The sequence below is a fragment of the Psychrobacter sp. genome, from assembly GCF_018260395.1.
GTDB lineage: Bacteria > Pseudomonadota > Gammaproteobacteria > Pseudomonadales > Moraxellaceae > Psychrobacter.
On the sequence record NZ_JAGLBC010000019.1, the window covers coordinates 1 to 24,871 of the forward strand.

25 protein-coding genes are annotated in these 24,871 nt (G+C 38.1%); 15 read left to right on the forward strand and 10 right to left on the reverse strand.

Features of this window, described 5'->3' with window-relative positions:
- Positions 1 to 199: 199 nt before the first annotated feature.
- The 3 genes from lptA (at position 200) to radA (ending at position 3,155) form a co-directional block, all read left to right on the forward strand.
- Positions 200 to 673 (forward strand): lipopolysaccharide transport periplasmic protein LptA, encoded by a 474-nt coding sequence (lptA, locus tag QZ265_RS02870; protein WP_296403266.1) that lies wholly within the window; start codon positions 200 to 202, stop codon positions 671 to 673.
- 129 nt (positions 674 to 802) lie between these two features.
- Positions 803 to 1,513 carry an LPS export ABC transporter ATP-binding protein gene (lptB, locus tag QZ265_RS02875; RefSeq protein ID WP_296403268.1) on the forward strand — a complete coding sequence of 237 codons (711 nt, stop codon included), beginning with the start codon at positions 803 to 805 and terminating at the stop codon, positions 1,511 to 1,513.
- 196 nt (positions 1,514 to 1,709) lie between these two features.
- A complete protein-coding gene (radA, locus tag QZ265_RS02880; RefSeq protein WP_296403222.1) occupies positions 1,710 to 3,155 on the forward strand; it encodes a DNA repair protein RadA in 1,446 nt (481 codons plus the stop codon).
- Positions 3,156 to 3,188: 33 nt separating this feature from the next.
- Here radA and thiD read toward each other — a convergent pair whose 3' ends face one another.
- From thiD to QZ265_RS02920, 8 genes are all read right to left on the reverse strand, one after another.
- Positions 3,189 to 3,977, reverse strand: coding sequence for a bifunctional hydroxymethylpyrimidine kinase/phosphomethylpyrimidine kinase (gene thiD, locus QZ265_RS02885; RefSeq protein ID WP_296403224.1), 789 nt, complete (start codon positions 3,975 to 3,977; stop codon positions 3,189 to 3,191).
- Positions 3,978 to 4,020: 43 nt separating this feature from the next.
- Positions 4,021 to 4,689, reverse strand: coding sequence for a thiamine phosphate synthase (gene thiE / locus QZ265_RS02890; protein WP_296403226.1), 669 nt, complete (start codon positions 4,687 to 4,689; stop codon positions 4,021 to 4,023).
- A gap of 307 nt (positions 4,690 to 4,996) precedes the next feature.
- Positions 4,997 to 5,596 carry a septal ring lytic transglycosylase RlpA family protein gene (locus QZ265_RS02895; RefSeq protein WP_296403228.1) on the reverse strand — a complete coding sequence of 200 codons (600 nt, stop codon included), beginning with the start codon at positions 5,594 to 5,596 and terminating at the stop codon, positions 4,997 to 4,999.
- A 369-nt stretch (positions 5,597 to 5,965) separates the two neighbouring features.
- The gene (greA, locus tag QZ265_RS02900; protein WP_296403230.1) at positions 5,966 to 6,442 is read right to left on the reverse strand and encodes a transcription elongation factor GreA; all 477 of its coding nucleotides are present in this window, start codon (positions 6,440 to 6,442) and stop codon (positions 5,966 to 5,968) included.
- A 374-nt stretch (positions 6,443 to 6,816) separates the two neighbouring features.
- The gene (gene carB, locus QZ265_RS02905; RefSeq protein WP_296403232.1) at positions 6,817 to 10,095 is read right to left on the reverse strand and encodes a carbamoyl-phosphate synthase large subunit; all 3,279 of its coding nucleotides are present in this window, start codon (positions 10,093 to 10,095) and stop codon (positions 6,817 to 6,819) included.
- Positions 10,096 to 10,202: 107 nt separating this feature from the next.
- On the reverse strand, positions 10,203 to 10,652 hold the full coding sequence (locus tag QZ265_RS02910) for a hypothetical protein (RefSeq protein ID WP_296403234.1): 450 nt from the start codon (positions 10,650 to 10,652) through the stop codon (positions 10,203 to 10,205).
- 68 nt (positions 10,653 to 10,720) lie between these two features.
- The gene (carA, locus tag QZ265_RS02915) at positions 10,721 to 11,974 is read right to left on the reverse strand and encodes a glutamine-hydrolyzing carbamoyl-phosphate synthase small subunit (RefSeq protein ID WP_296403236.1); all 1,254 of its coding nucleotides are present in this window, start codon (positions 11,972 to 11,974) and stop codon (positions 10,721 to 10,723) included.
- 327 nt (positions 11,975 to 12,301) lie between these two features.
- Positions 12,302 to 12,853, reverse strand: a complete 552-nt coding sequence (locus QZ265_RS02920) for a phosphatase PAP2 family protein (protein WP_296403238.1) — start codon at positions 12,851 to 12,853, stop codon at positions 12,302 to 12,304.
- Between the two features lie 307 nt (positions 12,854 to 13,160).
- Between QZ265_RS02920 and QZ265_RS02925 the strand changes: the two genes are divergently transcribed.
- From QZ265_RS02925 to QZ265_RS02940, 4 genes are all read left to right on the forward strand, one after another.
- Complete coding sequence (locus QZ265_RS02925) at positions 13,161 to 13,697, forward strand: gamma carbonic anhydrase family protein (RefSeq protein WP_296403239.1); 537 nt, start codon at positions 13,161 to 13,163, stop codon at positions 13,695 to 13,697.
- Positions 13,698 to 13,917: 220 nt separating this feature from the next.
- Positions 13,918 to 14,691 carry an HAD family hydrolase gene (locus tag QZ265_RS02930; protein WP_296403241.1) on the forward strand — a complete coding sequence of 258 codons (774 nt, stop codon included), beginning with the start codon at positions 13,918 to 13,920 and terminating at the stop codon, positions 14,689 to 14,691.
- Positions 14,692 to 14,777: 86 nt separating this feature from the next.
- Positions 14,778 to 15,873, forward strand: a protein-coding gene (gene prfB, locus QZ265_RS02935) for a peptide chain release factor 2 (RefSeq protein WP_296403243.1) whose coding sequence is annotated in 2 segments (ribosomal slippage) — positions 14,778 to 14,849 and positions 14,851 to 15,873 — 1,095 coding nt in all. Because the reading frame shifts where the segments join, the coding sequence is not laid out codon by codon here.
- Between the two features lie 274 nt (positions 15,874 to 16,147).
- A complete protein-coding gene (locus QZ265_RS02940; protein ID WP_296403245.1) occupies positions 16,148 to 16,570 on the forward strand; it encodes a DoxX family protein in 423 nt (140 codons plus the stop codon).
- An 18-nt stretch (positions 16,571 to 16,588) separates the two neighbouring features.
- Here the strand turns inward: QZ265_RS02940 and QZ265_RS02945 are convergent, their stop codons facing one another.
- Positions 16,589 to 17,443 carry an HAD-IIB family hydrolase gene (locus QZ265_RS02945; protein WP_296403246.1) on the reverse strand — a complete coding sequence of 285 codons (855 nt, stop codon included), beginning with the start codon at positions 17,441 to 17,443 and terminating at the stop codon, positions 16,589 to 16,591.
- A 29-nt stretch (positions 17,444 to 17,472) separates the two neighbouring features.
- Positions 17,473 to 18,669 (reverse strand): glycosyltransferase, encoded by a 1,197-nt coding sequence (locus QZ265_RS02950; RefSeq protein WP_296403248.1) that lies wholly within the window; start codon positions 18,667 to 18,669, stop codon positions 17,473 to 17,475.
- A 507-nt stretch (positions 18,670 to 19,176) separates the two neighbouring features.
- On the opposite strand from QZ265_RS02950, the gene QZ265_RS02955 reads away from it, so the two are divergent.
- The 8 genes from QZ265_RS02955 to QZ265_RS02990 all read left to right on the forward strand — a co-directional run bounded on the left by QZ265_RS02955 (position 19,177) and on the right by QZ265_RS02990 (position 24,465).
- A complete protein-coding gene (locus QZ265_RS02955; protein WP_296403250.1) occupies positions 19,177 to 19,602 on the forward strand; it encodes a tetratricopeptide repeat protein in 426 nt (141 codons plus the stop codon).
- Positions 19,603 to 19,686: 84 nt separating this feature from the next.
- Complete coding sequence (cobT, locus tag QZ265_RS02960; RefSeq protein ID WP_296403252.1) at positions 19,687 to 20,739, forward strand: nicotinate-nucleotide--dimethylbenzimidazole phosphoribosyltransferase; 1,053 nt, start codon at positions 19,687 to 19,689, stop codon at positions 20,737 to 20,739.
- A 91-nt stretch (positions 20,740 to 20,830) separates the two neighbouring features.
- On the forward strand, positions 20,831 to 21,628 hold the full coding sequence (cobS, locus tag QZ265_RS02965; protein WP_296403254.1) for an adenosylcobinamide-GDP ribazoletransferase: 798 nt from the start codon (positions 20,831 to 20,833) through the stop codon (positions 21,626 to 21,628).
- 16 nt (positions 21,629 to 21,644) lie between these two features.
- On the forward strand, positions 21,645 to 22,211 hold the full coding sequence (locus QZ265_RS02970; RefSeq protein WP_296403256.1) for a histidine phosphatase family protein: 567 nt from the start codon (positions 21,645 to 21,647) through the stop codon (positions 22,209 to 22,211).
- Between the two features lie 83 nt (positions 22,212 to 22,294).
- Positions 22,295 to 22,882, forward strand: coding sequence for a YhgN family NAAT transporter (locus QZ265_RS02975; RefSeq protein ID WP_296403258.1), 588 nt, complete (start codon positions 22,295 to 22,297; stop codon positions 22,880 to 22,882).
- A 200-nt stretch (positions 22,883 to 23,082) separates the two neighbouring features.
- Positions 23,083 to 23,418, forward strand: coding sequence for a metalloregulator ArsR/SmtB family transcription factor (locus QZ265_RS02980; protein WP_296403260.1), 336 nt, complete (start codon positions 23,083 to 23,085; stop codon positions 23,416 to 23,418).
- 92 nt (positions 23,419 to 23,510) lie between these two features.
- Positions 23,511 to 23,945, forward strand: coding sequence for a YeeE/YedE thiosulfate transporter family protein (locus tag QZ265_RS02985; protein WP_296403262.1), 435 nt, complete (start codon positions 23,511 to 23,513; stop codon positions 23,943 to 23,945).
- 79 nt (positions 23,946 to 24,024) lie between these two features.
- Positions 24,025 to 24,465: a DUF6691 family protein gene (locus tag QZ265_RS02990; RefSeq protein ID WP_296403264.1), complete on the forward strand. Its 441-nt coding sequence runs from the start codon at positions 24,025 to 24,027 to the stop codon at positions 24,463 to 24,465.
- Positions 24,466 to 24,871: the final 406 nt, after the last annotated feature.

The following is a 24,871-nucleotide window of genomic DNA, read 5'->3' on the forward strand; positions in this document are numbered from 1 at the left end:
TAAGTTAGCAAATACTTTGTTCATTTCAGAAAAAGGCTATTTATTAAGCCGAATTTTTAGGAACTAAACTGTGAATAAACGCTTTAAAACCAATGCCCTAATCAACTTTAATCAATATTTAAACACCACTATAATAATGGGCTCATCTATGCTAAATATACCCAAAGTTGCCTTGTGTACTACTGTAGTAATAGCGTCAATGGCATCTTTTAATGCCAACGCATTGCCTTCAGATGCACAGCAGCCGATACGGTTGTTGGCAGATAAAGCTACTTATAGTGAACGTACTGGGGTGACCTCTTATTCAGGCAATGTGACCATTACACAAGGCACTTTGAAGTTAACAGCAGACAATATAACAGTTAATTTGTCAGATGGCCGTAGTATTGAGTCAGCAGTGGCTACGGGTCGACCTGCTACTATGCAGCAAGTTGTGACCCAACAAAAGGGTCTGGCAAGAGGTCAGGCCAATAAGATTGATTATAATGCGCAAAACGGTATTGTTACTTTAACAGGGAATGCCAAATTAACTCAAAATGGCGCTAGCTTCGCTGGTAATGTCATTCGTTATAGTCTAAAAGTAGGCGATGTTGAAGCGACGTCAGGTGGCAGTCAACGTGTTGAATTAATCTTTCCGCCTAGTCAATCAAATAGCCGTACAGGAATTAGATAGATCATGATTAACTCAGCGCCAAATCCTTCTGATTCAGAGCTTGTGACATCTGCTGCGTCCTCAATAACACAGCCGGATATATCTAAGGCTCAAAATATCATACCTGAAGCGTCTGACACTGCACTAACCATGCGTAATCTTGCTAAGCGTTATGGTAAACGTTGGGTGGTGAAAGATGTGTCATTTAGCGTGGAGCCAGGACAAGTAGTGGGATTACTAGGGCCAAATGGAGCTGGTAAAACGACTAGTTTTTATATGGTAGTTGGCCTTGTTAATATGGATAAAGGTTTAGTTAAGCTTGGCAATAAAGACTTGTCTAAATACGCGATGCATGAACGTGCTAGAGCGGGTATAGGCTATTTACCCCAAGAAGCGTCTGTGTTCCGTAAGCTTACAGTAGAAGACAATATACTTGCTATTTTAGAAACTAGAAAAGATTTGGATAAAGCGGCTCAAAAACAGGAGCTTGAAAAACTTATCTCTGATTTTAGTTTGGGTCATGTTCGTCGTTCGTTAGGTATGAGTGTGTCGGGTGGTGAGCGCCGACGTTGTGAGATTGCCAGAGCCCTTGCTGCTAACCCAAAATTCATTTTATTAGACGAGCCTTTTGCAGGTGTTGACCCTATTTCTGTAAGCGATATAAAAGAGGTTATTATTGCGCTTAAGCACCGAGGTATAGGCGTTCTTATAACCGACCATAATGTGCGTGAGACTTTAGCTATCTGTGAACATGCCTATATTGTTAGTGAAGGGGCAATAATTGCTCATGGTAGCTCAGAGGAAGTGTTAAATAATGCGCTGGTGAAAGAAGTTTATTTAGGTAAAGATTTTCAGGTTTAAAATTTATAAAAACTAAAACTATTTTAATTTGTTTTTTAAATTTATCAATTTTAAATATGGCTGGCTGAATTTAGCTGGCCATTTTTTCACCTTATTTTTTTAAGTTTAATAAATACAAAACGTTTAACACATAAGTAGGTGGTGTTCATTCAAGGGATGAAACAAGTCTGATTAGTTATTTTAAGGTATATCAATTATGTCTAAATCAAAATCTAATTATGTCTGTCAAAATTGTGGCGCTTACTTTGGTAAGTGGTCTGGACAATGTTCTGATTGTGGCGAATGGAATACCTTAGTGGAAGCGCCTAATGTATCAATGCCACATCATAAAAAATCCAGTAATTCTTCAGCTTCATCAGCACCTAATTTAGGAGCCGTGGTCAATGTAAAGAATGACCGTATGAATTATTCAGGCTCGCAAAGTGGGATAGTAACGCTGGGTTCAGTGAATGTTACATTCGATACTCGATTGCCTACCGGTATAAGTGAGTTTGACCGTGTCTTAGGCGGAGGTCTAGTAGCTGGTTCAGTGGTATTGATCGGTGGCGATCCAGGTATTGGTAAATCAACGATTTTATTACAAACAGCTGCTAATATGGCAAACCCTGAATCATTGGCAGGTAGTGCGCTATATGTAACTGGTGAGGAATCTTTATCGCAAGTGGCCATGCGCGCCCAACGTTTAGGTCTCTCAAGTGATTATTTGAAGGTAATGACCGAGACTAATGTCGAAACCATCTGTGCCGCTTTGACTCAAGAACAGCCCGCAGTCGCCATTATTGATTCAATTCAGACCATATATACTGATGCCATTAATTCTGCACCAGGGGGAGTCAGTCAGATTCGTGAATCAGCTGCGATGTTAACTCGCTATGCTAAGCAAACTGGTACTGCATTGTTTTTAGTGGGTCATGTTACCAAAGAAGGAACGCTTGCTGGACCAAGGGTATTGGAGCATATGGTTGATACTGTTTTGTATTTTGAAGGTCAGTCTGATTCTCGTTTCCGTATGATTCGCGCGGTAAAAAATCGCTTTGGTGCCGTTAACGAGCTAGGTATTTTTGGTATGACAGATACTGGTCTTAAAGAGGTGGCCAACCCTTCGGCTATTTTTTTAAGTCGTTACGAGAAGCCGATATCAGGCTCAGTGGTAATGGTTAGCCGTGAGGGAACGCGTCCTTTATTGGTCGAGGTGCAAGCTTTAGTGGATGATTCTGCAGGCCAGCCAAGACGTATGGCCTTGGGTTTAGATCCTCAGCGTTTGGCAATGTTATTGGCAGTTATGCATCGTCATGGCGGAATTCATACCAGTGGGCAAGATGTATATGTCAACGTAGTAGGCGGGGTTAAAGTTATGGAGACCGGCTCTGACTTGGCTGTGCTATTGGCTTGCGCATCGAGTATCAAAGAAAAACCACTTCCTTCATCGTTGGCAGTATTTGGTGAGGTCGGATTGTCAGGTGAAATTCGTCCTGTACCTAATGGTCAAGAGCGCTTAAAAGAAGCTATGAAACATGGCTTTACTCATGCCATCGTGCCTAAAGCCAATGCCCCAAAAAGTTTAATGGGGCAGTTTAAAGGTATTAATGTGATAACTGCTGACCGTTTGGACGATGCAATCGATAGAGCGTTTGAGATTTAATACTATAAGTGCTTTTGCTGCAAAAAAATAATATTAATAGTATTTATAAAAATGATGTACTGGTCCGTGACCGTGTCCGACATTGAGCACATCTGCATTAGCCAAAGCGCCGGTTAAATACGCTTTGGCTTTAGCACAAGCTAGGCTCAAACTATCGCCTTGACCCCAAAAAGCTGCGATAGCAGCTGACAGAGTACAGCCAGTCCCATGACTGTTCTTAGTGGCAATACGTTCAGCCTCTAACCAATGGCTTTGACCATCTGCCCATAGTAAGTCAGGGGAGTCAGCCTGATCGAGTAAATGCCCACCTTTTAGAAATGTCGCTATGCCCAAACGCTGTGACTGATCTAACATTTGCTCTCGAGTGGTGGCTTGTGTCTCTCCTAGCAAATCAGCAGCTTCTGGTAAATTTGGGGTGATCAGCCCTACCTTAGGTAGCAATAGCTCACGTAAGGCACTGACCGCATCATTGTCTAATAGTCTATCACCACTTTTAGCCACCATGACTGGGTCTAATACGACTTTACTAGGTTGATAAGTTTTTAGCGCATCAGCAACACATTGAATTACCTCAGCATTACCTAGCATACCAATCTTGACAGCATCAACTTGCACATCTGAAAACACAGAGTCAATTTGAGCACGAATCATTTCCACTGGCATCATTTGTATTTTTTGTACGCCTTGAGTATTTTGAGCCACGACAGCAGTTATAACGCTCATCGCATAGCTGCCATTGGCGCTAATAGCTTTAATATCCGCTTGAATGCCAGCGCCACCTGTACAATCTGTCCCTGCAATGGTTAGCGTATTGCTAATCATATCGTTATCTCCTAATAAATTATAATAGTATACGCCTTAAAGTTTATTTATTAGACTTTGATGAAGGGTACTGCTGCAATAGATTTTGCGCAGCTAATTTAGGATTGTCAGACCCACATATGGCAGATACTACTGCTATACCATTACAACTGGTCTGATATACTTGCTCGGCATTGTCTTGATTTATTCCACCGATAGCCACTGTAGGTAACTTACTAAACTTTGCTAAATTATCTAACCCTTGAATGCCGATAGGGCTGGCATGATCGGGTTTGGTATTGGTGGTAAATACTGGACCCAAACCAAAATAGTCGAGCATGCCTAAATGATTTGCGTGTGCAATTTCAAGTTCAGATAATGTGTTAATCGATAAGCCCAACCAAGCTTCAGGTCCTAATATTTCTCGCGCTTGGAGAACACTAAGATCGCCTTGACCAATATGGGCGCCATCAAGCTTGGCCAGTTTTGCAATTTCAACTCTGTCGTTAATTACCAAGGGTACACAACCATTAATAGCTTCTTTAAGCTCGCAGGCTGTTCTATATATAACCTCATCACTAGCATGTTTGTCACGCAGTTGTACCATTGACACACCACCGTCAATAGCGGCTAGCACAGTTTCTATCAGTCCATTTTTGGCGCACAATGCGCTATCGGTAACTAAGTAAAGTTGAAGAGCGCTGGCAGGTTTTTTGTAAACAACTTCCTTCATGGTAGGGTTACTCTTGTATGCTTTAGGAGAGTACGATTATCAAGCACATTTTAGATGTGGCAAGAATGATATAGTTTAAGTCAAAACTATATAGATTCAAATTTGAATCCTTATTTTAGGATAAAAAAAAGACCTGTAATACAGATCCTCTTTTGACTCTAGTTTTTAACGATATATAACTAAGCAATAAGCTTAATTCAAATCCTAAGATAATGTTAGACAATAATTTTAGATAAATTCTATATTTAGAACAGCCTAATCACTACCAGTACAGCCTAACCATTAAGAGTACGATAAGTCGTTCAAACTAGGGAGAAACGACTCTTTCAATTGAAACATTAGCTATACCACGACTGACCAAACCGATTTGTTTGGCAGCAGCATAAGATAAATCAAGAACACGGTTACCATGATATGGGCCACGGTCATTCACTTTCACCACTACTGTTTTACCATTATTTTTATTGGTAACTTTAAGATAAGTATTGAAAGGTAGTGAAGGATGGGCAGCTGTCATCGTATTCATATCGAAGCTTTCACCACTGGCGGTTTTTCTACCATGGAATTTGCCACCATACCAAGAAGCGCGACCACTTTGCTTAAACTTGTTAACGGCATTAGAAGCAACTAATGTTAAATGAGATAAAACATCATTAGTGTCATCATCTGCTTTGCTTGATTCTTTAGTACTTATTAATGAGCTATTTCTTGATAGAGTTGAAGGCTCAAAAGAGGTTTGTAATAAGGAGGTAGGTTGAGTTTGTTTACGAGCTAACTCACTGAGGACACTGTCGATATCGCTTGGGCTTTTAACGCTAATAGGTTGCTTTGATTCAATAGCTTGAGCTAAGTTACTAGCTCCTACCATGCAAACTAATGCACATAAAGCTGATGAGAATTTCTTCATAATTGCCTCGTAAGCATTCATCTTATATATCATGTATATCATGCTTAATTCAGATATTGAAGATTATGCAGTTACTAATTAGATAATACGTAAATAAAACTTAATTAATAGTTCAATTAGTAATCATAATATTTGGAATACTATTAATATTTACTACTAATCGATTTGTACTAAAGATACACATCAAGTGTCACAATTTTATTTAAGAATGTTTATTTTTTGTAACTTAACATTAAGCAAAGATACTATGCAAGTGTCGCTAGAGTTCATTTAGTAGCAGATTATAGTCAAATTTGGCTCAATAAGCATATAAATAGGCGACTCTAGCGAATGTATATAAAATAATAAAAATTTTTAAAGCTTTAAAATTTATTCATAAATAACTTTAATAATCTCAAATTCTACCAATCCACTTGGCGTTGGAATTCGAGCTTCATCACCTTCGGACTTTCCAATCAGACCACGAGCAATAGGAGAATTAACAGAAATTTTATTATTTTTAAAATCTGCCTCATCATCGCCAACGATTTGATAGCGTTTTTCTTCTTCAGTATCTAAATTTTCAATCACAACCGTGACACCAAATACTACTCGACCTTCGTGAGGTAGGCTAGAGGGATCTATTACTTGAGCACCTGAAAGTTTAGCTTCGATATCACGAATACGAGCTTCACAAAAACCTTGTTGCTCACGGGCGGCGTGATATTCAGCATTTTCTTTTAAATCGCCATGTTCACGAGCTTCAGCAATAGCTGCAGTTATACGCGGGCGATCTACAGTTTTAAGTTGTTTTAGTTCTGCCTCTAACGCAGCATGTCCTTGCGGAGTCATAGGGTAACGTTGCATATCATCTTCCTCATACACATCTATAGATAAATAAATAAAAAACACCCCAACACCCTAAAAATAGGATGCTGTAAGTGTAAAAATTTGGATAAGTTTGCTTTGTAGAGAGTAAGATACTTCCTACAATATTTAGCCATTTTAGACTATAAAGTCTAATAATAGCTGATAATAAAAATTGCCAACCGAAAGCTTCGATTAGCAATTCAAAAAAACATAAATATGTGGCTAACGCTTTATAAATAGGTTGTAAACATACGAATAAATGCTTATTAAAATTATAATCATTTATTTACATAACAAATAGATTAATTAATAATGTCATTATAAGCTTTTAAACACAATGATATGACTAATTTTTGTTACTTAACCTTAAATTAACTGTTAGCTTTTAACGCTTGAGCCTGTTCGTGTAATGATTGTAACTTATACACTTCAAATGGTAAGTCGATAGAATAAGACTTACATATTGCATCTGCTGCACCTAAAGTAGTGACATAGAATACTTTGCTTTGCAAGGCATTACGACGTATAGAGAATGAATCTTCCTGCGCCTGCTTGCCTTCAGTAGTATTTATAATAAGGTCAAGTTCACCATTTTTCAAGGCATCTACCACATGTGGTCTACCTTCAGTCACTTTATTAATGCGTTTACATTCAATACCTTTATCAGTTAAATACTGCTGGGTTCCGGCAGTTGCCACAATCTTAAAGCCATAATCGATTAATTGTTGAGCCACAGCAACGATGTTAGGCTTGTCACTATCACGGACTGAAATAAAGACAGTTTTAATTTCGCCTTGTTTTGGCAAACCTGGTAAACGTTCGTTAGTAGCGATGATACCTTTATAAAAAGCTTCCCCAAATGTCTTACCCACACCCATAACCTCACCAGTTGATTTCATTTCTGGGCTTAGGATAGGGTCTACGCCAGGGAACTTAGCAAACGGAAATACTGATTCTTTAACTGCAAAGAAAGATGGCTTAATCTCTTTAGTGAAGTTTTGATCCTGTAGTGATTGACCCGCCATACAGCGCGCAGCAACTTGAGCTAACGAAGTACCGATACACTTAGAAACGAATGGCACTGTACGTGCAGCACGTGGATTCACTTCTAAAATATAAACTGTACCATCTTTCACTGCGAACTGGACATTCATCAAGCCAATCACACCAAGTTCTTTGGCCATAGCAATAGTTTGAAACCGCATCTCATCACAGATCTCTTCAGACAAAGAGTATGGCGGTAACGAACACGCAGAATCACCTGAGTGGACCCCAGCTTGTTCAATATGCTGCATAATACCGCCAATAACCACTTCATTACCGTCACTAATACAGTCAACATCAACTTCAATAGCATCGTCTAAGAAGCGATCAAGCAGCACAGGTGCCTCGTTTGATGCTTGTACGGCGGTACGAAGATAGTGCTTAAGCTCTTCTTCGTTATAGACAATCTCCATCGCACGACCGCCCAGCACATATGAGGGACGGACTACCAATGGATAGCCAACATCTTTAGCTTTGACTAGACCATCTTCTAGACTGGTAGCTAATGCATTAGGCGGCTGAATCAGATTTAACTGATGAATCATGTGCTGGAATCGTTCACGGTCCTCAGCACGATCAATAGCATCAGGTGATGTACCTATTATATTCACCCCTGCAGCTTCCAAGCTACGAGCAAGTTTAAGAGGCGTTTGACCACCGAACTGAACGATAACGCCGTCAGGTTTTTCAATACGAACGATTTCTAATACGTCCTCAAGAGTAATTGACTCAAAGTATAAGCGATCAGAGGTATCATAGTCAGTAGATACCGTTTCAGGGTTACAGTTAACCATGATAGTCTCATAACCATCCTCACGCATGGCTAGTGCCGCATGTACACAGCAATAATCAAATTCAATACCTTGTCCAATACGGTTTGGGCCACCACCAATTACCATTATTTTTTTATTGTTGGTAGGATTCGCTTCACACTCTTCGTCATAAGTTGAATACATGTAAGCTGTAGAAGTAGCAAATTCAGCTGCACAAGTATCGACACGCTTATAAACAGGGTAAATTTCTAAATCCCAACGCTTTTTACGCAGTTGCTTTTGTGATACGCCAACTAATTTTGCCAAACGTAAGTCTGATAGCCCTTTCCGTTTAAATTTACGAAGATTGTTAGCAGTTAGGCCTCCGAAGCCTAATTGTTTGACTTGATCTTCTGTCTTAACAATATCTTCAATCTGTACTAAGAACCAAGGGTCGATGTTGGTGAAGTTAAAGACTTGTTCAACACTAAAACTTAAACGAAACGCATCGGCAATATAGAAGATACGTTCAGGGGTAGGCACGGTTAAACGCTGTTTGATTTCAGATTTCACTTTATCTTCACTAATTTTACCTGCTTTTAAAGCCGCAAAATCAATTTGTTCGTCAAAACCATCTGCACCGGTCTCTAGGCCACGTAGCGCTTTATGCATTGACTCTTGAAAATTACGGCCAATGGCCATAACTTCACCAACAGATTTCATCTGAGTCGATAAGATGTTGTCAGCTTGCGGGAATTTTTCAAAGTTAAAACGTGGAATCTTAGTTACGACATAATCAATGGATGGCTCAAAGCTAGCAGGTGTCTTACCACCTGTGATGTCATTTTGTAATTCATCAAGCGTATAACCTACGGCTAGTTTTGCAGCAATTTTGGCGATAGGGAAACCTGTAGCTTTAGAGGCCAAGGCTGATGACCGTGAGACGCGAGGGTTCATTTCAATCACAACCATACGACCGGTTTTCGGATTAACCCCAAACTGTACGTTAGAACCGCCCGTTTCTACGCCAATCTCACGCAATACTGCCAATGATGCATTACGCATGATTTGATATTCTTTATCGGTCAAAGTCTGCGCTGGAGCTACGGTAATGGAGTCGCCAGTATGAACACCCATTGGGTCTAAGTTTTCAATCGAACATATGATAATACAGTTGTCATTTTTGTCACGAACCACTTCCATTTCATACTCTTTCCAACCAATCAATGATTCGTCAATTAATAGTTGATGAGTAGGAGATAGGTCAAATCCACGCTCACAAATTTCGATAAATTCGTCACGGTTATAGGCAATGCCACCGCCCGAACCGCCCATAGTAAAAGAAGGGCGAATAATACATGGAAATCCAAGCTTGGCTTGAATTTCAAATGCTTGATCCATGGTTTCAGCGATTTCTGCACGCGGACATTCAAGCCCAATACGTTTCATGGCTTGGTCAAATAAATCACGATCTTCTGCCATTTCGATAGCGTCTTTGCTTGCACCGATTAGCTCTACATTGTACTTTTTCAAAACACCATTTTTGTCTAATTCTAAAGCACAGTTAAGCGCAGTCTGACCGCCCATAGTCGGTAAAATAGCATCAGGACGCTCTTTATCAATGATTTGTTCAACGGTCTGCCAAGTAATTGGCTCTATATAAGTGGCATCGGCCATAACTGGATCAGTCATGATAGTCGCAGGGTTTGAGTTTACCAAGACCACTCGGTAGCCTTCTTCACGAAGAGCCTTACACGCTTGGGCGCCTGAGTAATCAAACTCACACGCCTGACCAATCACTATAGGGCCTGCGCCAATAATTAGAATGCTTTTAATATCGGTACGTTTTGGCATAAGTCTCTCTTTTATTTATTCAAATGTGTATTAGTAAGTAATATCAACTCGCTCTTTTAAAGCTTAAATATTGAAAAAGTTAAAATGGCATGAGCATTACATAAACTTTAATCAATATTATCAAATGCTATATTCAGGTCTTTAAAATATTCTTCCCAGCTTTCAATTGAGTTCGAATAGTTGTAATTACCAATATTTACTATATGTTCAAAGACTTGTAGAGATTGATCGAAAGTTAAATACTCATTATTAGCTAACAATTCGGCAAACTCCCCCATTTCAGATATTGTAAAACCATATTCATATTTAGCCTGCAGTATGTCATCTTTAAGAACTGCAGTGAGCTCATCGTTAAAATCATCATTATGAATATATACGATATCGGGAATAACATGCTCTAATAATTCAAAAGGGTAGATCTTATTAAGCTTTAAAAGTATAGAGAATGCCCAATTCCAGCGTTCGTAAGGCTTTAAGGATTGCATCTTAAATTGGCACTGATTTCTAAAGTTATTAACGACTAAATGCCAAGTGTTCTCATTAGATGCAGATCTCACTTTACAGAAGCTCTTACAACGCTGAATACTAGCTATAAAAATATTTTTTATTTTTTCGACCATATAAACTAACCTTTAGCGTCAGCCAACATCGCTGCAAACTTGTTAAATAACACCGCAGCATCATGTGGGCCAGGGCTGGCTTCAGGGTGACCTTGGAAGCTAAATACAGGCTTATTGGTTAGCTCAATACCTTGATTGGTGCCATCGAACAATGAACGATGTGTGGCCTTGATATTAGCAGGCAGGGTAGATTCATCAACTGCAAAACCATGGTTCTGGCTGGTGATCATAACTTTTTTGCTGTCCAAATCTTGAACGGGGTGGTTGGCACCATGATGACCAGTCTTCATTTTCATGGTTTTTGCACCACTCGCTAAGCCGACCAATTGGTGACCTAAGCAAATACCAAAGGTTGGAATATCTGTTTTTTCGATAATATGACGTACTGCATCAATGGCGTAACCACAAGCAGCAGGATCACCAGGGCCATTTGACAAGAAGATACCGTCTGGATTTTGTGCTAAAACATCAGCAATAGGTGTTTGTGCTGGAACAACCTTAACCTTACAACCTAGGTCAACTAACATACGCAAGATATTAGTTTTGGTGCCAAAATCATAAGCTACTACGTTATATTTATGATCTATGTGCTCGCCAAGCTTTTTAAAGTAGCCGCCTGTTTTGCTTTCGGTCACACCATGAACACCTCGGTCTGCAAGCTCCCAAGTGCCTTCTGTCCACTCGAAGCCTTCAGGATTACAGCACTCTTTCGCCAAGTCCATACCCTCTAGACCTTCCCACTCCTGTGCCAATTCCAAGGCTTTGTGTATATCGTCATCTGTTATGGTAGCACCGTTGCTAGCGGTCATGATACAGCCATTTTGGGCACCTTTGTCACGTAAAATACGAGTTAACTTGCGCGTATCAATCTCTGCGATAGCTACAGTTTGTTGACGTTCAAGATAGTCGCTTAGACACTCACTGTTACGGAAGTTAGAAGTCGTCATGGTAGCGTCACGAATAATTAAGCCTTCCGCCCAAACTTGATGTTGTTGATTAACATTACCAGACTCAGCATCTTCAGTATTGGTTCCAGTATTACCAATATGAGGATAAGTTAGGGTAACAATTTGCTTGGCATAACTTGGGTCAGTTAAGATTTCTTGATAACCTGTCATTGAAGTATTAAATACCACCTCACCAACGCGACTTCCAAGAGCGCCTATGGAAATGCCACGGAAAACACTACCATCCGCTAGGGCTAAAATAGCTTCAACTTCATTTAAATTATTATCTGTTATGACTTGGTGTACGCCCATATTATTACCCTTTTAATTCGTATATCATGACCTGACAGTGGTTAAAGTTGCGACTTTATAAAGATTATAAAATTAGATTTATCAAATTTTAGCCGCAAAAAAGCGAGTACAACAATTACAGAAAACAACAATATCACTAAAACAAAGGTCAATAGTGAGTGTTGCTAACTGGATCATGTCTACTCGCTTAGGTACAGATTTCACGTATTATACAAAAACATACTGCAAATGGCTAGGTAATACTATAATTAATGGTTAAAAACATATATATGATAGTAAAGTTATGGCCTAATCAGCAAAAGAAATAGAGATTCCTGAAATTAATCACTAAAACTGATAGTGCACAGCCAATTGATAAGACTCAGGTGCCAAATTGGCACTAATTATCAAATCATCGTTTAAGTAGCTTTTAGTCAAAAACATACTACTGGCTACCCCTAAAGCAGCCCCCGCCAATACGTCAGAAGTATAGTGTTTATCAGCTTCAACGCGGCTATAGCCAACAAAAGTTGCACCGATATATGCTGGGATACTGTATTCAAAGCCGTAACGTTTATGTATAAAGCTGGCTCCTTGGAAAGCTAAAGAAGTATGGCCCGAAGGAAATGATTCATTATCACTATGGTCTGGGCGTTCCTTATCTATGCTCTTTTTTAAAGCATAGGTAGTTACCGCATTGGCTGCAAATGATTCATAAAACTGCTTACGCCCCTCAGGATCATGCATGTAATAAGTTGACCCATAGGCTACCGCTGGAATGGTTATAGCGATAATATCACCCGCGGTTTCAATGTCTGATTTTGCATAAGCTGGACTGGCTGCCAAAGCTGAACCAGACAGCAAAATAGCAGTAGCGAGAGATTTGTGCTGATTGAGCATCTGAGTATTTCCTAATAGAGGCCAATGGTTGAAGTGTTTCGCATAATTTAGCATGATTTATATTAAAATGATTAATTGTATATATTTATATTGAGTTATTTTTAAAAATATAGCCTTATCTATTTATAAATCATCGATTTAACCTTAAAGCTTTTTTACTGACTATATAAACCTATATATTAAATAAAATTTAAATAAGTGCTAATCTAAGTGCTTAAAATAATGACTATGGAAATATAATTAATTTAAAAAATTTCAAGCTCGTTAAATTTTTATAAATTAAAAACCATATAAAAGGATGTTTGCTATGATTTTTAAACATTTAGACAAGTCTCCACAATTCGCTACGCCATTTCAAGGTTGGGTTGCTGATAGTGCCCAAGTGATAGGCGATGTTTATTTAGGCCATAAAGCCAATGTTTGGTTTGGTGCTGTTATTCGCGGAGATAATGAGCGAATCAATATTGGGGATTATACCAATGTGCAAGAAAATGCGGTTATTCATACAGATGCAGGTATTGAGGTTAATATTGGCAACTATGTTACTATCGGCCATTTAGCCATGTTGCATGGCTGTAGTGTGGGTGAAAACAGCTTAATTGGTATCGGTGCTGTGGTACTAAACAACGCTAAAATAGGTAAAAACTGTATAATTGGTGCAAAATCTTTGGTTACTGAAGGCAAAGAGATTCCTGACAACTCATTGGTAATGGGCTCGCCTGCTAAAGTGGTGAAAACATTAACTGACGCTCAAGCAGCTATGCTTAAAATGTCTGCAATGCACTATACCCAAAAAGCTGAACAATTTAAGACAGGTCTACAACAAATACAAGCTCCAGAGTAGTGCTCTAAACAAAACATGGGTTCTAATAGAAATTTAAATAAACTCATTTTTAATCTTAAACTGTCTAAAGCTTATAGGCAGCTTTTGTTTTTAGAAGCTAATAATGTTAATTCTAACAATTTAATATTCTACTATTAGCATAAACTTAAGGAATAAGTTAAATCTGGCTTTTATTTATCAGATTTTGCTTTACTGATATTATTAATAAGGTGAGGGTCAAATGCAAAATACAGTCACTAACAAGTTGCAAAACATTAATGATGTAATTAATAAAGTAAAAGTTAATGAGCAAAATGACTCCAAGGATGTAAAATTTAATACCAAAGAGTTGGCACTATTTGACCTAGATCACACCTTACTTGATGTTGATAGTGATTATCTATGGGGCGAATATATTGTTAAAAAGGGATTGGTCGATGAAGCACAATATCGAACTGCCAACCAAAGGTTTTATCAGCAGTATATCGAAGGTACACTTGATGCCATAGAATATAATGAATTTGTAGCAGAGTTTTTGACCACTTTGCCATTACAGCGTCTATTCGAGATTCGTGAAGACTATATTAATATTGAGATTATGCCTCACATTCGTCCCAAAGCCATTAAGGCTATTAAACATCATATCGATGCTGGACATGATGTGGTAATCATCTCAGCCACTAACGACTTTGTGGTATCGGAGATTGCAAAGCGTTTTGGTATTGAAGCGGCTAATGTGTTGGCTACCCCGCTTGAGGTAAAAGATAACCGCTATACAGGCAAATTAACCGACAAACCTAACTTTAAAGAAGGTAAAATATATCATCTTAATAAGTGGTTGGCTTTAAAAGAACAACAAGGTACCCGTTATAGTAAAACTTATGGGTATTCTGACTCAAAGAATGACCTTCCGCTTCTTGAATGGGCGGATATACCGGTAGCAGTAACCCCTGATGAGGTGTTACATGCTCATGCTTTAGCACATCGCTGGGCAGTTGAAGATTGGTCTATCTAGCCAAGCTATCAGTCTATAAATCAATCAATTAATCAGCCATTCAGTCTAATTTAGACATCTTAGTTTTAAAAAATTTTGGAATATTTATGGAAATCAATCAGTATCAAGAACAAATTAAAGATTTAACAGAGCGTGCAAAGGATCTACGGAGGTATCTTTGACTTTGATGGTAAGTCAGAACGCTTAGAAGAAGTCAATCTTGAGATGGAAAATCCTGAGCTTTGGAATGACCCTGAACGGGCGACCAAGATTAGTAAAGAGAAAAGTCAATTAGACGCAGTTATTAATACCATTGTTGGCCTTGAGAGCACATTAGAAGATGCATCAGCAATGTTAGAGTTGGCCGTAGAAGCAGATGATGAATCTTTGTTAACTGATGTGCAAAACGAGTTAACTGCTGCTCAAGCTAAAGTAGAAGACTTAGAATTTAAACGCATGTTTAATGGTGAGATGGATGCCAATAACTGTTATGTTGATATTCAGTCAGGCAGTGGTGGTACTGAAGCTCAAGATTGGGCTGAAATGTTACTGCGTATGTACACGCGCTGGTGTGAGTCACATGGCTTTAAAGTTGAAATGACTGAAATTTCAGCGGGAAGTGTGGCAGGCGTGAAATCAGCTTCATTTAAAGTATCTGGCGATTATGCATATGGCTGGTTACGCACTGAGACGGGCGTACATCGTCTGGTACGTAAATCACCGTTTGATAGTAATAACGGCCGCCATACATCGTTTGCTGCAGTCTTCGTGTCACCTGAGATTGATGATGATTTTGAAATTGATATTAATCCTGCAGATTTACGTATTGATACCTATCGATCAAGCGGGGCAGGTGGTCAGCACGTAAACACTACCGACTCTGCAGTACGTATTACCCATGAGCCAACCAATACTGTGGTGCAATGTCAGAACGAGCGAAGCCAACATGGTAATAAAGCCACTGCCATGAAAATGTTAAGGGCTAAGCTTTATGAGCTTGAAATGCAAAAGCGTATGGAGAAGCAACAAGCTGTTGAAGACAATAAGTCAGACGTTGGCTGGGGCAGTCAGATTCGATCGTATGTACTCGATGACTCAAGAATTAAAGACTTACGCACTGGCGTTGAAACCTTTAATACTGGAGCTGTATTAGATGGCGATTTAGATCAGTTTATTGAAGCAAGTTTGAAGGCAGGGCTGTAATTTAATGATGCTTATTTATTAAAGTTACCAAAGCAATTCAAGGAGTTATTCAAATTAGGTATGTCTTTAAAATAACTTGGTAGCTTTTAGCTTTAATATTTAAACTGTTAACTACTTCGCTAAAACAAACCCTTAACTTAAACAATTTTTAAACAATTAAAAATTAGCTAAATTTATTAAATCTATGTAATATACAACCTATATTTTTTTAGTGTGATAACGCCTTTAACTTAATAATACCCAAATCTACAACCCCTAACTTTAGGAATAGCCAATGAAAGTGTTATTTAGTTCAATGTCGCGTTTTGAACCATACGTTTTAGCCCTATTACGTATTGTCACTGCCTATGCATTTTTATTAAATGGAACAACTAAGCTATTTGGCATTCCTCAAAGTATTCATCCTATGCCAGAACCGTTTACCTTTATGTGGTTTGGCAGCTTACTTGAAGTTATATTAGGGGTGATGTTGCTTATTGGCTTTCAAACTAGACTTGCTGCATTTTTATGTTCAGGTATGATGGCAGTCGCTTACTTTGGGTTCCATGCTCAGCTTGATAACTTCTGGCTACCCCTAAATAATGAAGGTGAAGCAGCAGTATTGTATTGCTTTATATTCTTATATTTATGGGTTCGGGGAAGTGGCGCATGGAGTATTGACAAAGAAATGTATTTACCAATCCATAGCAGACACTGATATTTTTAGCTATTTGTTTCAATTAGACAATAATGGTTCTAGGACACTTTGAATCCCATATTCCTCTATACTGCCCGTTATAAAATCTGCACGTTGTTGTAAAGCAGGTTGACCATCGCCCATCGCAACAGCGTACCCAACGGCATCAAACATTTCTAAGTCGTTAAAGCCATCGCCTATAGCCATGGCTTTACTGATATCAATATCAAAATAATGACAAACATCTCGAACCCCACGCTCTTTGGACCCTTCAATAGGTAGAATATCGCCACCAATATGATGCCAAGGCACTAATTTTAGACCAAAACTTGCAAAATCCACTTCTTGCATTCTATCTTTTTGGCTTTTGAAAAATACTGAACACTGATAGATAGGATTAGTTTTATAGTAATTTACGTCAATAATTGAACTGGGATTAATGGCAATAAATGCCCGTATGTTTTCATTGTCATTGGCCCAAGCCAAATGGGTATCTGAGTCAAATTTATGAATTAGATTATCTTGTTGACACAACTCATCAATTTTACTGGCTTGTTCAATAGTAAGTGGATAATGGCTAATTACCCCTTGTTTATCAAAATTGTATTGGCCGTTGGTACATACGATGGCATCAAAAATACCGCGATCAAATAATTGTAAAATATCTTTAGGAATTATAGATTTAGATCGCCCAGTAGCAATCGCAAGTTTGATATCAGTCTTTGCTAACTGTTCTAAAGTGGTCTTATTATGTGGCGCAATAATCCCATCACGGCTTAACGTATCATCAATATCAAAAAATATAATTTTCGGCTCAAAGTGAGCTTTTGGACTCGCAACCTTTGACGCATTCTGCACATGGTTTAGACCATCTAATGCTAAATTATTTGTCATTTTTATTGTATAAACCTCTATTTGAATTATTATTGAGATATGGCATCTTGCAATAAGTTTATTCTATCCAATCGATTTAAATTCTTTGTTAATTCAGTTACTTCAGCGAAGTTATCTTCGAGTATCAAATCAACATAACCACTAAGTTGATAAGATATTTTGTCTAATAAATCTTGTGGACAAGCCGCTATCAACTTCTTAAAAGCAAGGTAAGATTCTTCGAATTTTCCAAGTTTATAAGCATTGATGCACCATTCATAGTATGACCAATATTGATAAATATTTTTGGAGATAAATAATCTGTTGCCAATTGGCAAAGGAATTTCGCTGGCTTGTCGACTAAAGACATACGCCAATTCAGTGTGTCTGTCCCAACTGTGTCTTCGAGCTACATGATACCAACTTTCTGCACGGCTAGGGTCATGAATTATACCTTGTTGCCAGTAATATAAAGCGTTATCATAATCTTCTATCTTTTCATAAAGTAGTCCAAGCTCAATATAACTACAGTAAATTTCGTCTGTCCAACCTGATTTGATCTCGACTCTTTTTTTATACCATTCAATGGCTTCTTGTGTCATGTTTGCGTCTCTATAAGATTGAGCGCAGTAGAAGGCATAACGTGGTAATAAATCAGTGTCCTCAGCTTTAATAAAAGCATCGCTTAAGATTTGTGCGTCTTTTTTGTACTTATTTTTATCTAAGCTACGATTGCCTTTGCGGCCCGAAACTATGGCATAGTCTCCTTCGATATTAATAGTATTTTCGGGTCCGTTACGAGTAATATACTCGTGTAATACACCGCGCCAAAAGAAGCTACCATCGTTTTTTAAAATCAGTTTACGTAAGTATTTGATATCTCCAGATTCACTGATAAATTGCAACATATAGTTGTTGGCTTCAGCATTTAACTCAAATTCTGGTAAGTTTAGATTACCTTGAACACGGTCATCGGCATCAAATATCAAGACATAATTACTTTTACCTTCACATTGCTTTAAAGCTGCATTTCTATTATGGCTAAAGTTTTGCCAAGGTTCATAGTGGATGTGACCTTCAATACCTTTTTGTTTAAAAAAGTTTTCGATAAGAGCCACGGTATTATCAGTTGAACCTGTATCAGAAATGACCCAATACGTTATAGGAAAGTATTGGCAGATGTTTTGTAAGGTTTGTTCAATAATGTGACTTTCGTTTTTGACAATCATATTCAAACAAAGAGACATATAACTACCTTATTGTTGATATAAATGCATTACATTGATTATTTTTAACTTACAAACTTAACTATTTATTCATCAAGTAGAGCACCAAGTAAAGCACCAAGTAAAGTACAAAGTAAAGCATCAAGTATAGTTAAATCAACTATAAGTATCAGCTTAAGTATAAAGACACTAAATTGGCATAGCAACTTAGGCATAGCAACTTAGGCATAGCAACTTTGGAATATCAGCAAGGCTGAACAAACTGAACCACAATTGTCATTAGTTGCCAATCACTTAGCAACTCATTCTTAATCCTGTTAGATAACTGGTATAGATTTCTTAAGATTGCTATAACCTTCAAGTTTTTAGGTATGGTGGCTTAGTAGATGCGGTATAATCACACCCAAACTTAATAAGTTCAAACGCTTTATTAATTAACTGATTAACTGATTAACTAATTGATAGTTTGTAGAGCGCATTTATTTATGAAAATTATAGAGTTTATATACACTGATAAGGCACTTAGTAATGATCAATACCAAAATATATAAAGCCATTTATAAACTCGCTGAAGATTTGTTATACGCAGATAGCCAACAGGATCAGCAGCGCTTTGATGCCCTTTATAATGAGCTTAAATCGATTTGCACTGATAATGAAGGATCAGATAAAGATCATCCGGAGCAGTGGGAAACTTTAGCTGATTTCACGGTCGATTTAGAGGAAGCATTACAGATTTATCAAAAAGCTTTAGACAAAGCCATCACAATAAACTCAAAGGATCATATCGCGTCTATCGCATATTCAATGGCAGAGCTACAACTTGAATTGGGTCATAAGGAACAAGCTATTGAAAGCTTAAAACAGGCCAAAGTTAGCGCCAATAAAATTGAAGACAAAGAGTTTAAAATTGAGATTGATCAACTGCTAAATTCTTTAATAGCAGATTCCTAATAGCTAAAAGTAAGCTACTTTAAACAACAGCATCAACAACAGTATCAAAAACAGCATCAATGACAGCAAAGATAGGGGTTAGTTTTGAGTGTATTTATTGCGCCAACCATAGCTATGATTGAAGATGCCTTACTTAATCAACAACTTAAATCTATTTTGGATAATAAGACTAAGCCAGTCGGCTCATTAGGAAAAATTGAGTCATTGGCCGTTAAAATAGGATTAATACTGGGGACTACTTACCCTAAAATTGAGCAGCCCCAAATTAGAGTATTTGCGGCAGATCACGGCTTAGCAAAGCATGGTACTTCAGCTTTTCCAATAGAAGTCACGGCACAGATGGTGCTTAACTTTTTAAATGGTGGGGCGGCAATTAATGTTATTGCTAGGCAACATAATATGGACTTAAAGGTTGTAGATGCTGGAGTAGCTACTGACTTTGCTGAGCTAGCGGTAAATAATCCGCAGTTGCTAAATTATAAGATACGACTTGGTAGCCGTGATGCACTAAATGAACCTGCGATGAGCAAAGAGGAATGTATTGCTGCTTTAGAGGCGGGCATGCAGATTGCCAAAGATCTTGAAGGCAACCTACTTATCTGTGGTGAAATGGGTATTGGCAATACTTCATCAGCAAGCCTGCTCATGGCGAAGTTAACGGGCACAGTGATTGAAGATTGTATTGGACGAGGTACGGGTCTTGACGAAGCTGGCCTTGAACATAAGTTACAAGTTTTGAAAAAAGTATTGCAACGTTATAAGGCGGTCACCGAACCTATTGAGGTACTGGCCGCTGTTGGTGGTTTAGAGATTGCGATGATGGCAGGTGCTTATATTCAAGCAGCAAAAGACAGACGTATCTTATTAATTGATGGGTTTATTGCTAGTAGTGCCTTATTGGTAGCTGAGCGATTAGCCCCCGGTGTACTACAGTTTGCCATATTTGCACATTGCTCAGCAGAGCAAGGACATAAATATTTGCTAAAGGCACTTAAAGCTGAGCCTTTGTTGGATTTCGACTTGCGATTGGGTGAGGGCAGTGGGGCTGCATTGGCATATCCGTTATTGCAATCAGCCTGTGCCATCATTAATGAGATGGCAAGCTTTGAGGATGCTCAGGTAACCAATAAAAAGTGAATGGCCGCATCTATGTAGAATAAGTAGTAATTACAGTATGAGCGTATTCAATAAATTAAGAGTGGTTAAATACATAAGTGTGGGCAATTAGATGTCGATCAAGCATGAGCTGCGGTTAATACTGGTAGCCACACAGTTTTTAACCCGTATTCCAGTGCAACTGAAACATTATCAGCCCGAATGGTTGCATCAAAGTAGTCGCCATTTCCCTGCAGTGGGATTAATGGTTGGTGTGCTATGCGCGCTAGTTTTTTGGTTAGCAAGCTTGATTTTTAATCCCCTAGTGGCCGCAGTGGTCAGTACCGCATTTGGTATTAAATTAACGGGTGCTTTTCATGAAGATGGATTGGCTGATACCTGTGATGGACTAGGTGGTGGCCTTACTCGAGAACGCACTTTAACCATTATGAAAGACTCAAGAATAGGCACGTATGGAACCTTGGGTCTGCTTTGTGCGGTTTTATTAAAAATAAGTCTATTGTCCTCAATGCCTATTGAGACAGCATTAGTGGCTCTAATCATCGCGCATTGTGCTTCACGCTTATTGTGTATCTTGCTTATCGTAATACTACCTTATGGCGGCGATATAGAACATGCTAAAGCTAAGCCAATGGCGCAGCAAATGAGCGTCCAACAGTGGCTTGCGAGTGCGCTATGGCTGTTATTTCTGGGGTTGATATTGCATTTATTACTACCTCAAATCATGCAACAAATAACCGTCAAACAGTGGCTACTCGCTTTGGTTTTAGCGCTATTGGCAGTAATTGCTATGTTTCGTCTGCTTAAAAGAAGATTGCAGGGTTACACGGGAGATAGCCTAGGCGCTACTCAGCAAATAAGTGAAATTGCCATTTATGCAGGCTTTGCAGCCAATTTTCATGGTAGCTAAGGAGCTATTAAGGTTTATGCAGTTATACATTTGGCGTCATCCTAGACCTAAACAATCTCATGGATTGTGTTATGGACAAAGTGATATTGAAGTTGATAGACGAAAATTGAAACGTCTAGCCCATCAAATACTACGTTTTGTTAGGTCAAATCAGTTGCCCAGGCAGATTTGGGTAAGTCCGTTACAACGCTCAAAACAAGTAGGTCAGTATTTAGTCGCTCAAGGGTTTGAGTGTTATATTGATGATAGACTTGTTGAGACTGATTTTGGCGTATGGGAAGGCAAACCTTGGTCAGATATAGACAAAAAAGAGATTGATAACTGGTGTGAGAAGTTTGCTGATTTTGCACCAGTTGAAGGTGAGAGCTTAAGTCAATTGTTTGCACGGGTAGAGGCGTGGATAGACCTACAAAAACAAATGCAAGCTGAAAGTGATAGTGAAGATAAAATAGTGTTAGTAGTAGGTCATGCTGGCTGGATAAATACTGCTAAATTGATTTCTAATGGCAAACCAGTACCTACTAAGCCCATACATTGGCCACGCGCTGTAGAATATAACGAATTAACGTTTCTTGAGTTTTAATTGTGTCATTTAAAAGTTTGTTTTGTTTGTTAACATTTTGATTTTTAAAATAATATTAAAATAATTTTTTACAAAGGAGATTTATGGAAATCTACGCTACAGCACTTACTTTGTTTTTAATTATGGATCCATTGGGCAATATTCCAATTTTTCTATCCGTATTGAATAAAGTACCTGAAGAAAGACGTAGGTTTATTATTATCAGAGAGTTGCTGCTTGCACTACTGTTAATGGTGTTGTTCTTATTTTCGGGTGGCAGCATTCTTCATACGTTAGGGTTAAGTACAGAAGCAGTCGCCATTGGTGGTGGTTTGGTGATGATGATTATGGCCATACGTATGATTTTTCCGAACCGTGGCACAGTTATGGGTGATGATGAAGGAGACGGAGAGCCCTTTATTGTGCCTTTAGCCATCCCTTTAATTGCAGGACCTTCAATTTTAGCCACTTTAATTTTGATAACTGAAAAAAATTCACAAAGTATTACCAAAGCATTAATGGCTTTATTATTGGCTTGGTTGGTCACTGCAGTTATCTTGTTTTTCTCAACCAAGTTATACAAAATTTTAGGTAATCGTGGCCTAAAAGCTATTGAGAGATTGATGGGGATGATTCTAATCTCAATTTCGGTACAGATGCTATTAAACGGCTTTAGTTCGTTTATGCGGTGAGTATACTGATAGTTTACTACAATAATTATCCTGAAATTATGATAACCAGTCATATAAACTGATTGGTTTTTTTGTTTGATATCTCACCAATTGAAATAACTCATCAGATTATATTATACATATATATAATATATTTATGTATAAGATAGTTCTGTTGTATATAATAAGAGATTATGAAATAGACTTTGGATAAAGAAAGAATGTTAATCGATAACGTAAATGTAGAAAATTTAGATGTGGAGGCTTTAAAAGCATCTGCTAATAAAGCCACAGCCTTACTTAAGTCACTTTCTCATGCTGATCGCTTACTTTTGCTTTGTCAGCTTGTCGAGTCTGAAGCTTGTGTACGTGATTTGGAGCAAGCTACAGGCATAAAACAACCTAGCTTGTCACAACAGCTTGGTGTACTTCGAGAGAATGGTTTGGTAAATACAAGACGAGAAGGCAGACAGATTTTTTATAGCATAGCCAGTAAAGATGCGTTAGCCGTTATGCAAGTATTGTATCAGAGTTTCTGCGCTCCTGAACATAAGTAAATTACTGAAATCTTATACAACTACAGGTCATAAAAAAGCAATAAGCGTTTATCCGTCGCTTAAACAATATATTTTTATAATAAGGAGTGCGTATGAACGCTTGGGTTGATATGGCAACATTTACCCCTTGGAGCTCTCTAATTGGAGGGTTAATTATAGGATTAGCAGCCTCGGTTTTGATTCTAAGTAGCGGTCATATCATGGGTATGAGCGGTATTTTAAAAAACTCAATTACTAAACTGCCCAGTATTAGTTGGCAATTGATATTTGTCTTAGGTATGGCAGTATCAACTTGGGGGTATGGCCTATTTTTTAGTTTTCCTCAGCTTGAAATGGGTCAACCTATCTGGAAAATTATTGTGGCAGGATTACTAGTAGGTTTTGGTACTCGATTGGGATCTGGTTGTACCAGTGGGCATGGGATTTGTGGGATTTCGCGACTCTCTTTACGCTCCATTATCGCAACGATATTATTTTTATCAAGTGGCATTGTGACAGCAACTTTGTTTGCAATGCTTCAGTTATAGAAAGCATGATCGAGCTGATCGTTGAGCCTTATTAAACCTTTAATTTTATTTTTTTATATACGCATATATTGAGCAAATAATGACTACTAATAATAAAGTGACCATGATTTTCAGTTTTTTATCGGGCACTATTTTTGCTATTGGTCTCATAGTATCGCAAATGGTAAATCCTGAAAAAGTATTAAGTTTTTTACGGTTATTTAATGGTTGGGACCCTTCGCTAGGTTTGGTAATGGGCGGCGGTATTTCAGTTGCTATGCCTGTGTTCTTTTACGTAAAATTACGCAAAAATGAGGGAAAAAGTGCTTTAAATAATGAGCCATTCGACCTACCTACGGCCACAAAGATTACTCCCAAGTTAGTCATTGGTAGTTTATTATTTGGTATAGGCTGGGGCATGGTAGGGTTCTGTCCCGCGCCAGCACTCGTGACTGCTTTGGCGGGTTATACAGATTCGATATTATTTGTTGTGGCAATGTTGGCTGGATTTTGGTTACAAGCCATGCTTGTTAAAAACTAAACTATAGTTAGCATGATAGCTGCAACCACTTATAATAACTGATTCAATGTTGTGCTTAATCAAACTTTATCTAGTCAGCCAGTTATAAGAGACTAAAATAAAACAGTTTATAAAACATTCGCTGTGAGTTAAACAAAATTCACTTAATAATTGGCATTGTTTAGTAGGACTACCAATTAGAATATTAGTAATACTACTAATTAGAAATTGATGAGGTCCAAAATGTGACATTGTAAGTGTTGGATGTTAATTTATGAATTTATTAAAATTAATGACTTGAAAGCTAAAGCTCATGATTGATTTTTGGTAAAAAACACTTCAGTATTCAGCAGTAGGTATAAGTCTTAGTTTTTTTTGATTCAATATTAAAGATGCTACCTTATTGGTAGTTAAAAACTAAATACAT

What these genes read in the sequence shown, in the direction of transcription:
- lptA (WP_296403266.1), top strand. Translation starts at nt 200, where the DNA reads ATGGCATCTTTTAATGCCAACGCATTGCCTTCAGATGCACAGCAGCCG.
- lptB (WP_296403268.1), top strand. Translation starts at nt 803, where the DNA reads ATGCGTAATCTTGCTAAGCGTTATGGTAAACGTTGGGTGGTGAAAGAT.
- radA (WP_296403222.1), top strand. Translation starts at nt 1,710, where the DNA reads ATGTCTAAATCAAAATCTAATTATGTCTGTCAAAATTGTGGCGCTTAC.
- thiD (WP_296403224.1), bottom strand. Translation starts at nt 3,977, where the DNA reads ATGATTAGCAATACGCTAACCATTGCAGGGACAGATTGTACAGGTGGC.
- thiE (WP_296403226.1), bottom strand. Translation starts at nt 4,689, where the DNA reads ATGAAGGAAGTTGTTTACAAAAAACCTGCCAGCGCTCTTCAACTTTAC.
- QZ265_RS02895 (WP_296403228.1), bottom strand. Translation starts at nt 5,596, where the DNA reads ATGAAGAAATTCTCATCAGCTTTATGTGCATTAGTTTGCATGGTAGGA.
- greA (WP_296403230.1), bottom strand. Translation starts at nt 6,442, where the DNA reads ATGCAACGTTACCCTATGACTCCGCAAGGACATGCTGCGTTAGAGGCA.
- carB (WP_296403232.1), bottom strand. Translation starts at nt 10,095, where the DNA reads ATGCCAAAACGTACCGATATTAAAAGCATTCTAATTATTGGCGCAGGC.
- carA (WP_296403236.1), bottom strand. Translation starts at nt 11,974, where the DNA reads ATGGGCGTACACCAAGTCATAACAGATAATAATTTAAATGAAGTTGAA.
- QZ265_RS02920 (WP_296403238.1), bottom strand. Translation starts at nt 12,853, where the DNA reads ATGCTCAATCAGCACAAATCTCTCGCTACTGCTATTTTGCTGTCTGGT.
- QZ265_RS02925 (WP_296403239.1), top strand. Translation starts at nt 13,161, where the DNA reads ATGATTTTTAAACATTTAGACAAGTCTCCACAATTCGCTACGCCATTT.
- QZ265_RS02930 (WP_296403241.1), top strand. Translation starts at nt 13,918, where the DNA reads ATGCAAAATACAGTCACTAACAAGTTGCAAAACATTAATGATGTAATT.
- QZ265_RS02940 (WP_296403245.1), top strand. Translation starts at nt 16,148, where the DNA reads ATGAAAGTGTTATTTAGTTCAATGTCGCGTTTTGAACCATACGTTTTA.
- QZ265_RS02945 (WP_296403246.1), bottom strand. Translation starts at nt 17,443, where the DNA reads ATGACAAATAATTTAGCATTAGATGGTCTAAACCATGTGCAGAATGCG.
- QZ265_RS02950 (WP_296403248.1), bottom strand. Translation starts at nt 18,669, where the DNA reads ATGTCTCTTTGTTTGAATATGATTGTCAAAAACGAAAGTCACATTATT.
- QZ265_RS02955 (WP_296403250.1), top strand. Translation starts at nt 19,177, where the DNA reads ATGATCAATACCAAAATATATAAAGCCATTTATAAACTCGCTGAAGAT.
- cobS (WP_296403254.1), top strand. Translation starts at nt 20,831, where the DNA reads ATGTCGATCAAGCATGAGCTGCGGTTAATACTGGTAGCCACACAGTTT.
- QZ265_RS02970 (WP_296403256.1), top strand. Translation starts at nt 21,645, where the DNA reads ATGCAGTTATACATTTGGCGTCATCCTAGACCTAAACAATCTCATGGA.
- QZ265_RS02975 (WP_296403258.1), top strand. Translation starts at nt 22,295, where the DNA reads ATGGAAATCTACGCTACAGCACTTACTTTGTTTTTAATTATGGATCCA.
- QZ265_RS02980 (WP_296403260.1), top strand. Translation starts at nt 23,083, where the DNA reads ATGTTAATCGATAACGTAAATGTAGAAAATTTAGATGTGGAGGCTTTA.
- QZ265_RS02985 (WP_296403262.1), top strand. Translation starts at nt 23,511, where the DNA reads ATGAACGCTTGGGTTGATATGGCAACATTTACCCCTTGGAGCTCTCTA.
- QZ265_RS02990 (WP_296403264.1), top strand. Translation starts at nt 24,025, where the DNA reads ATGACTACTAATAATAAAGTGACCATGATTTTCAGTTTTTTATCGGGC.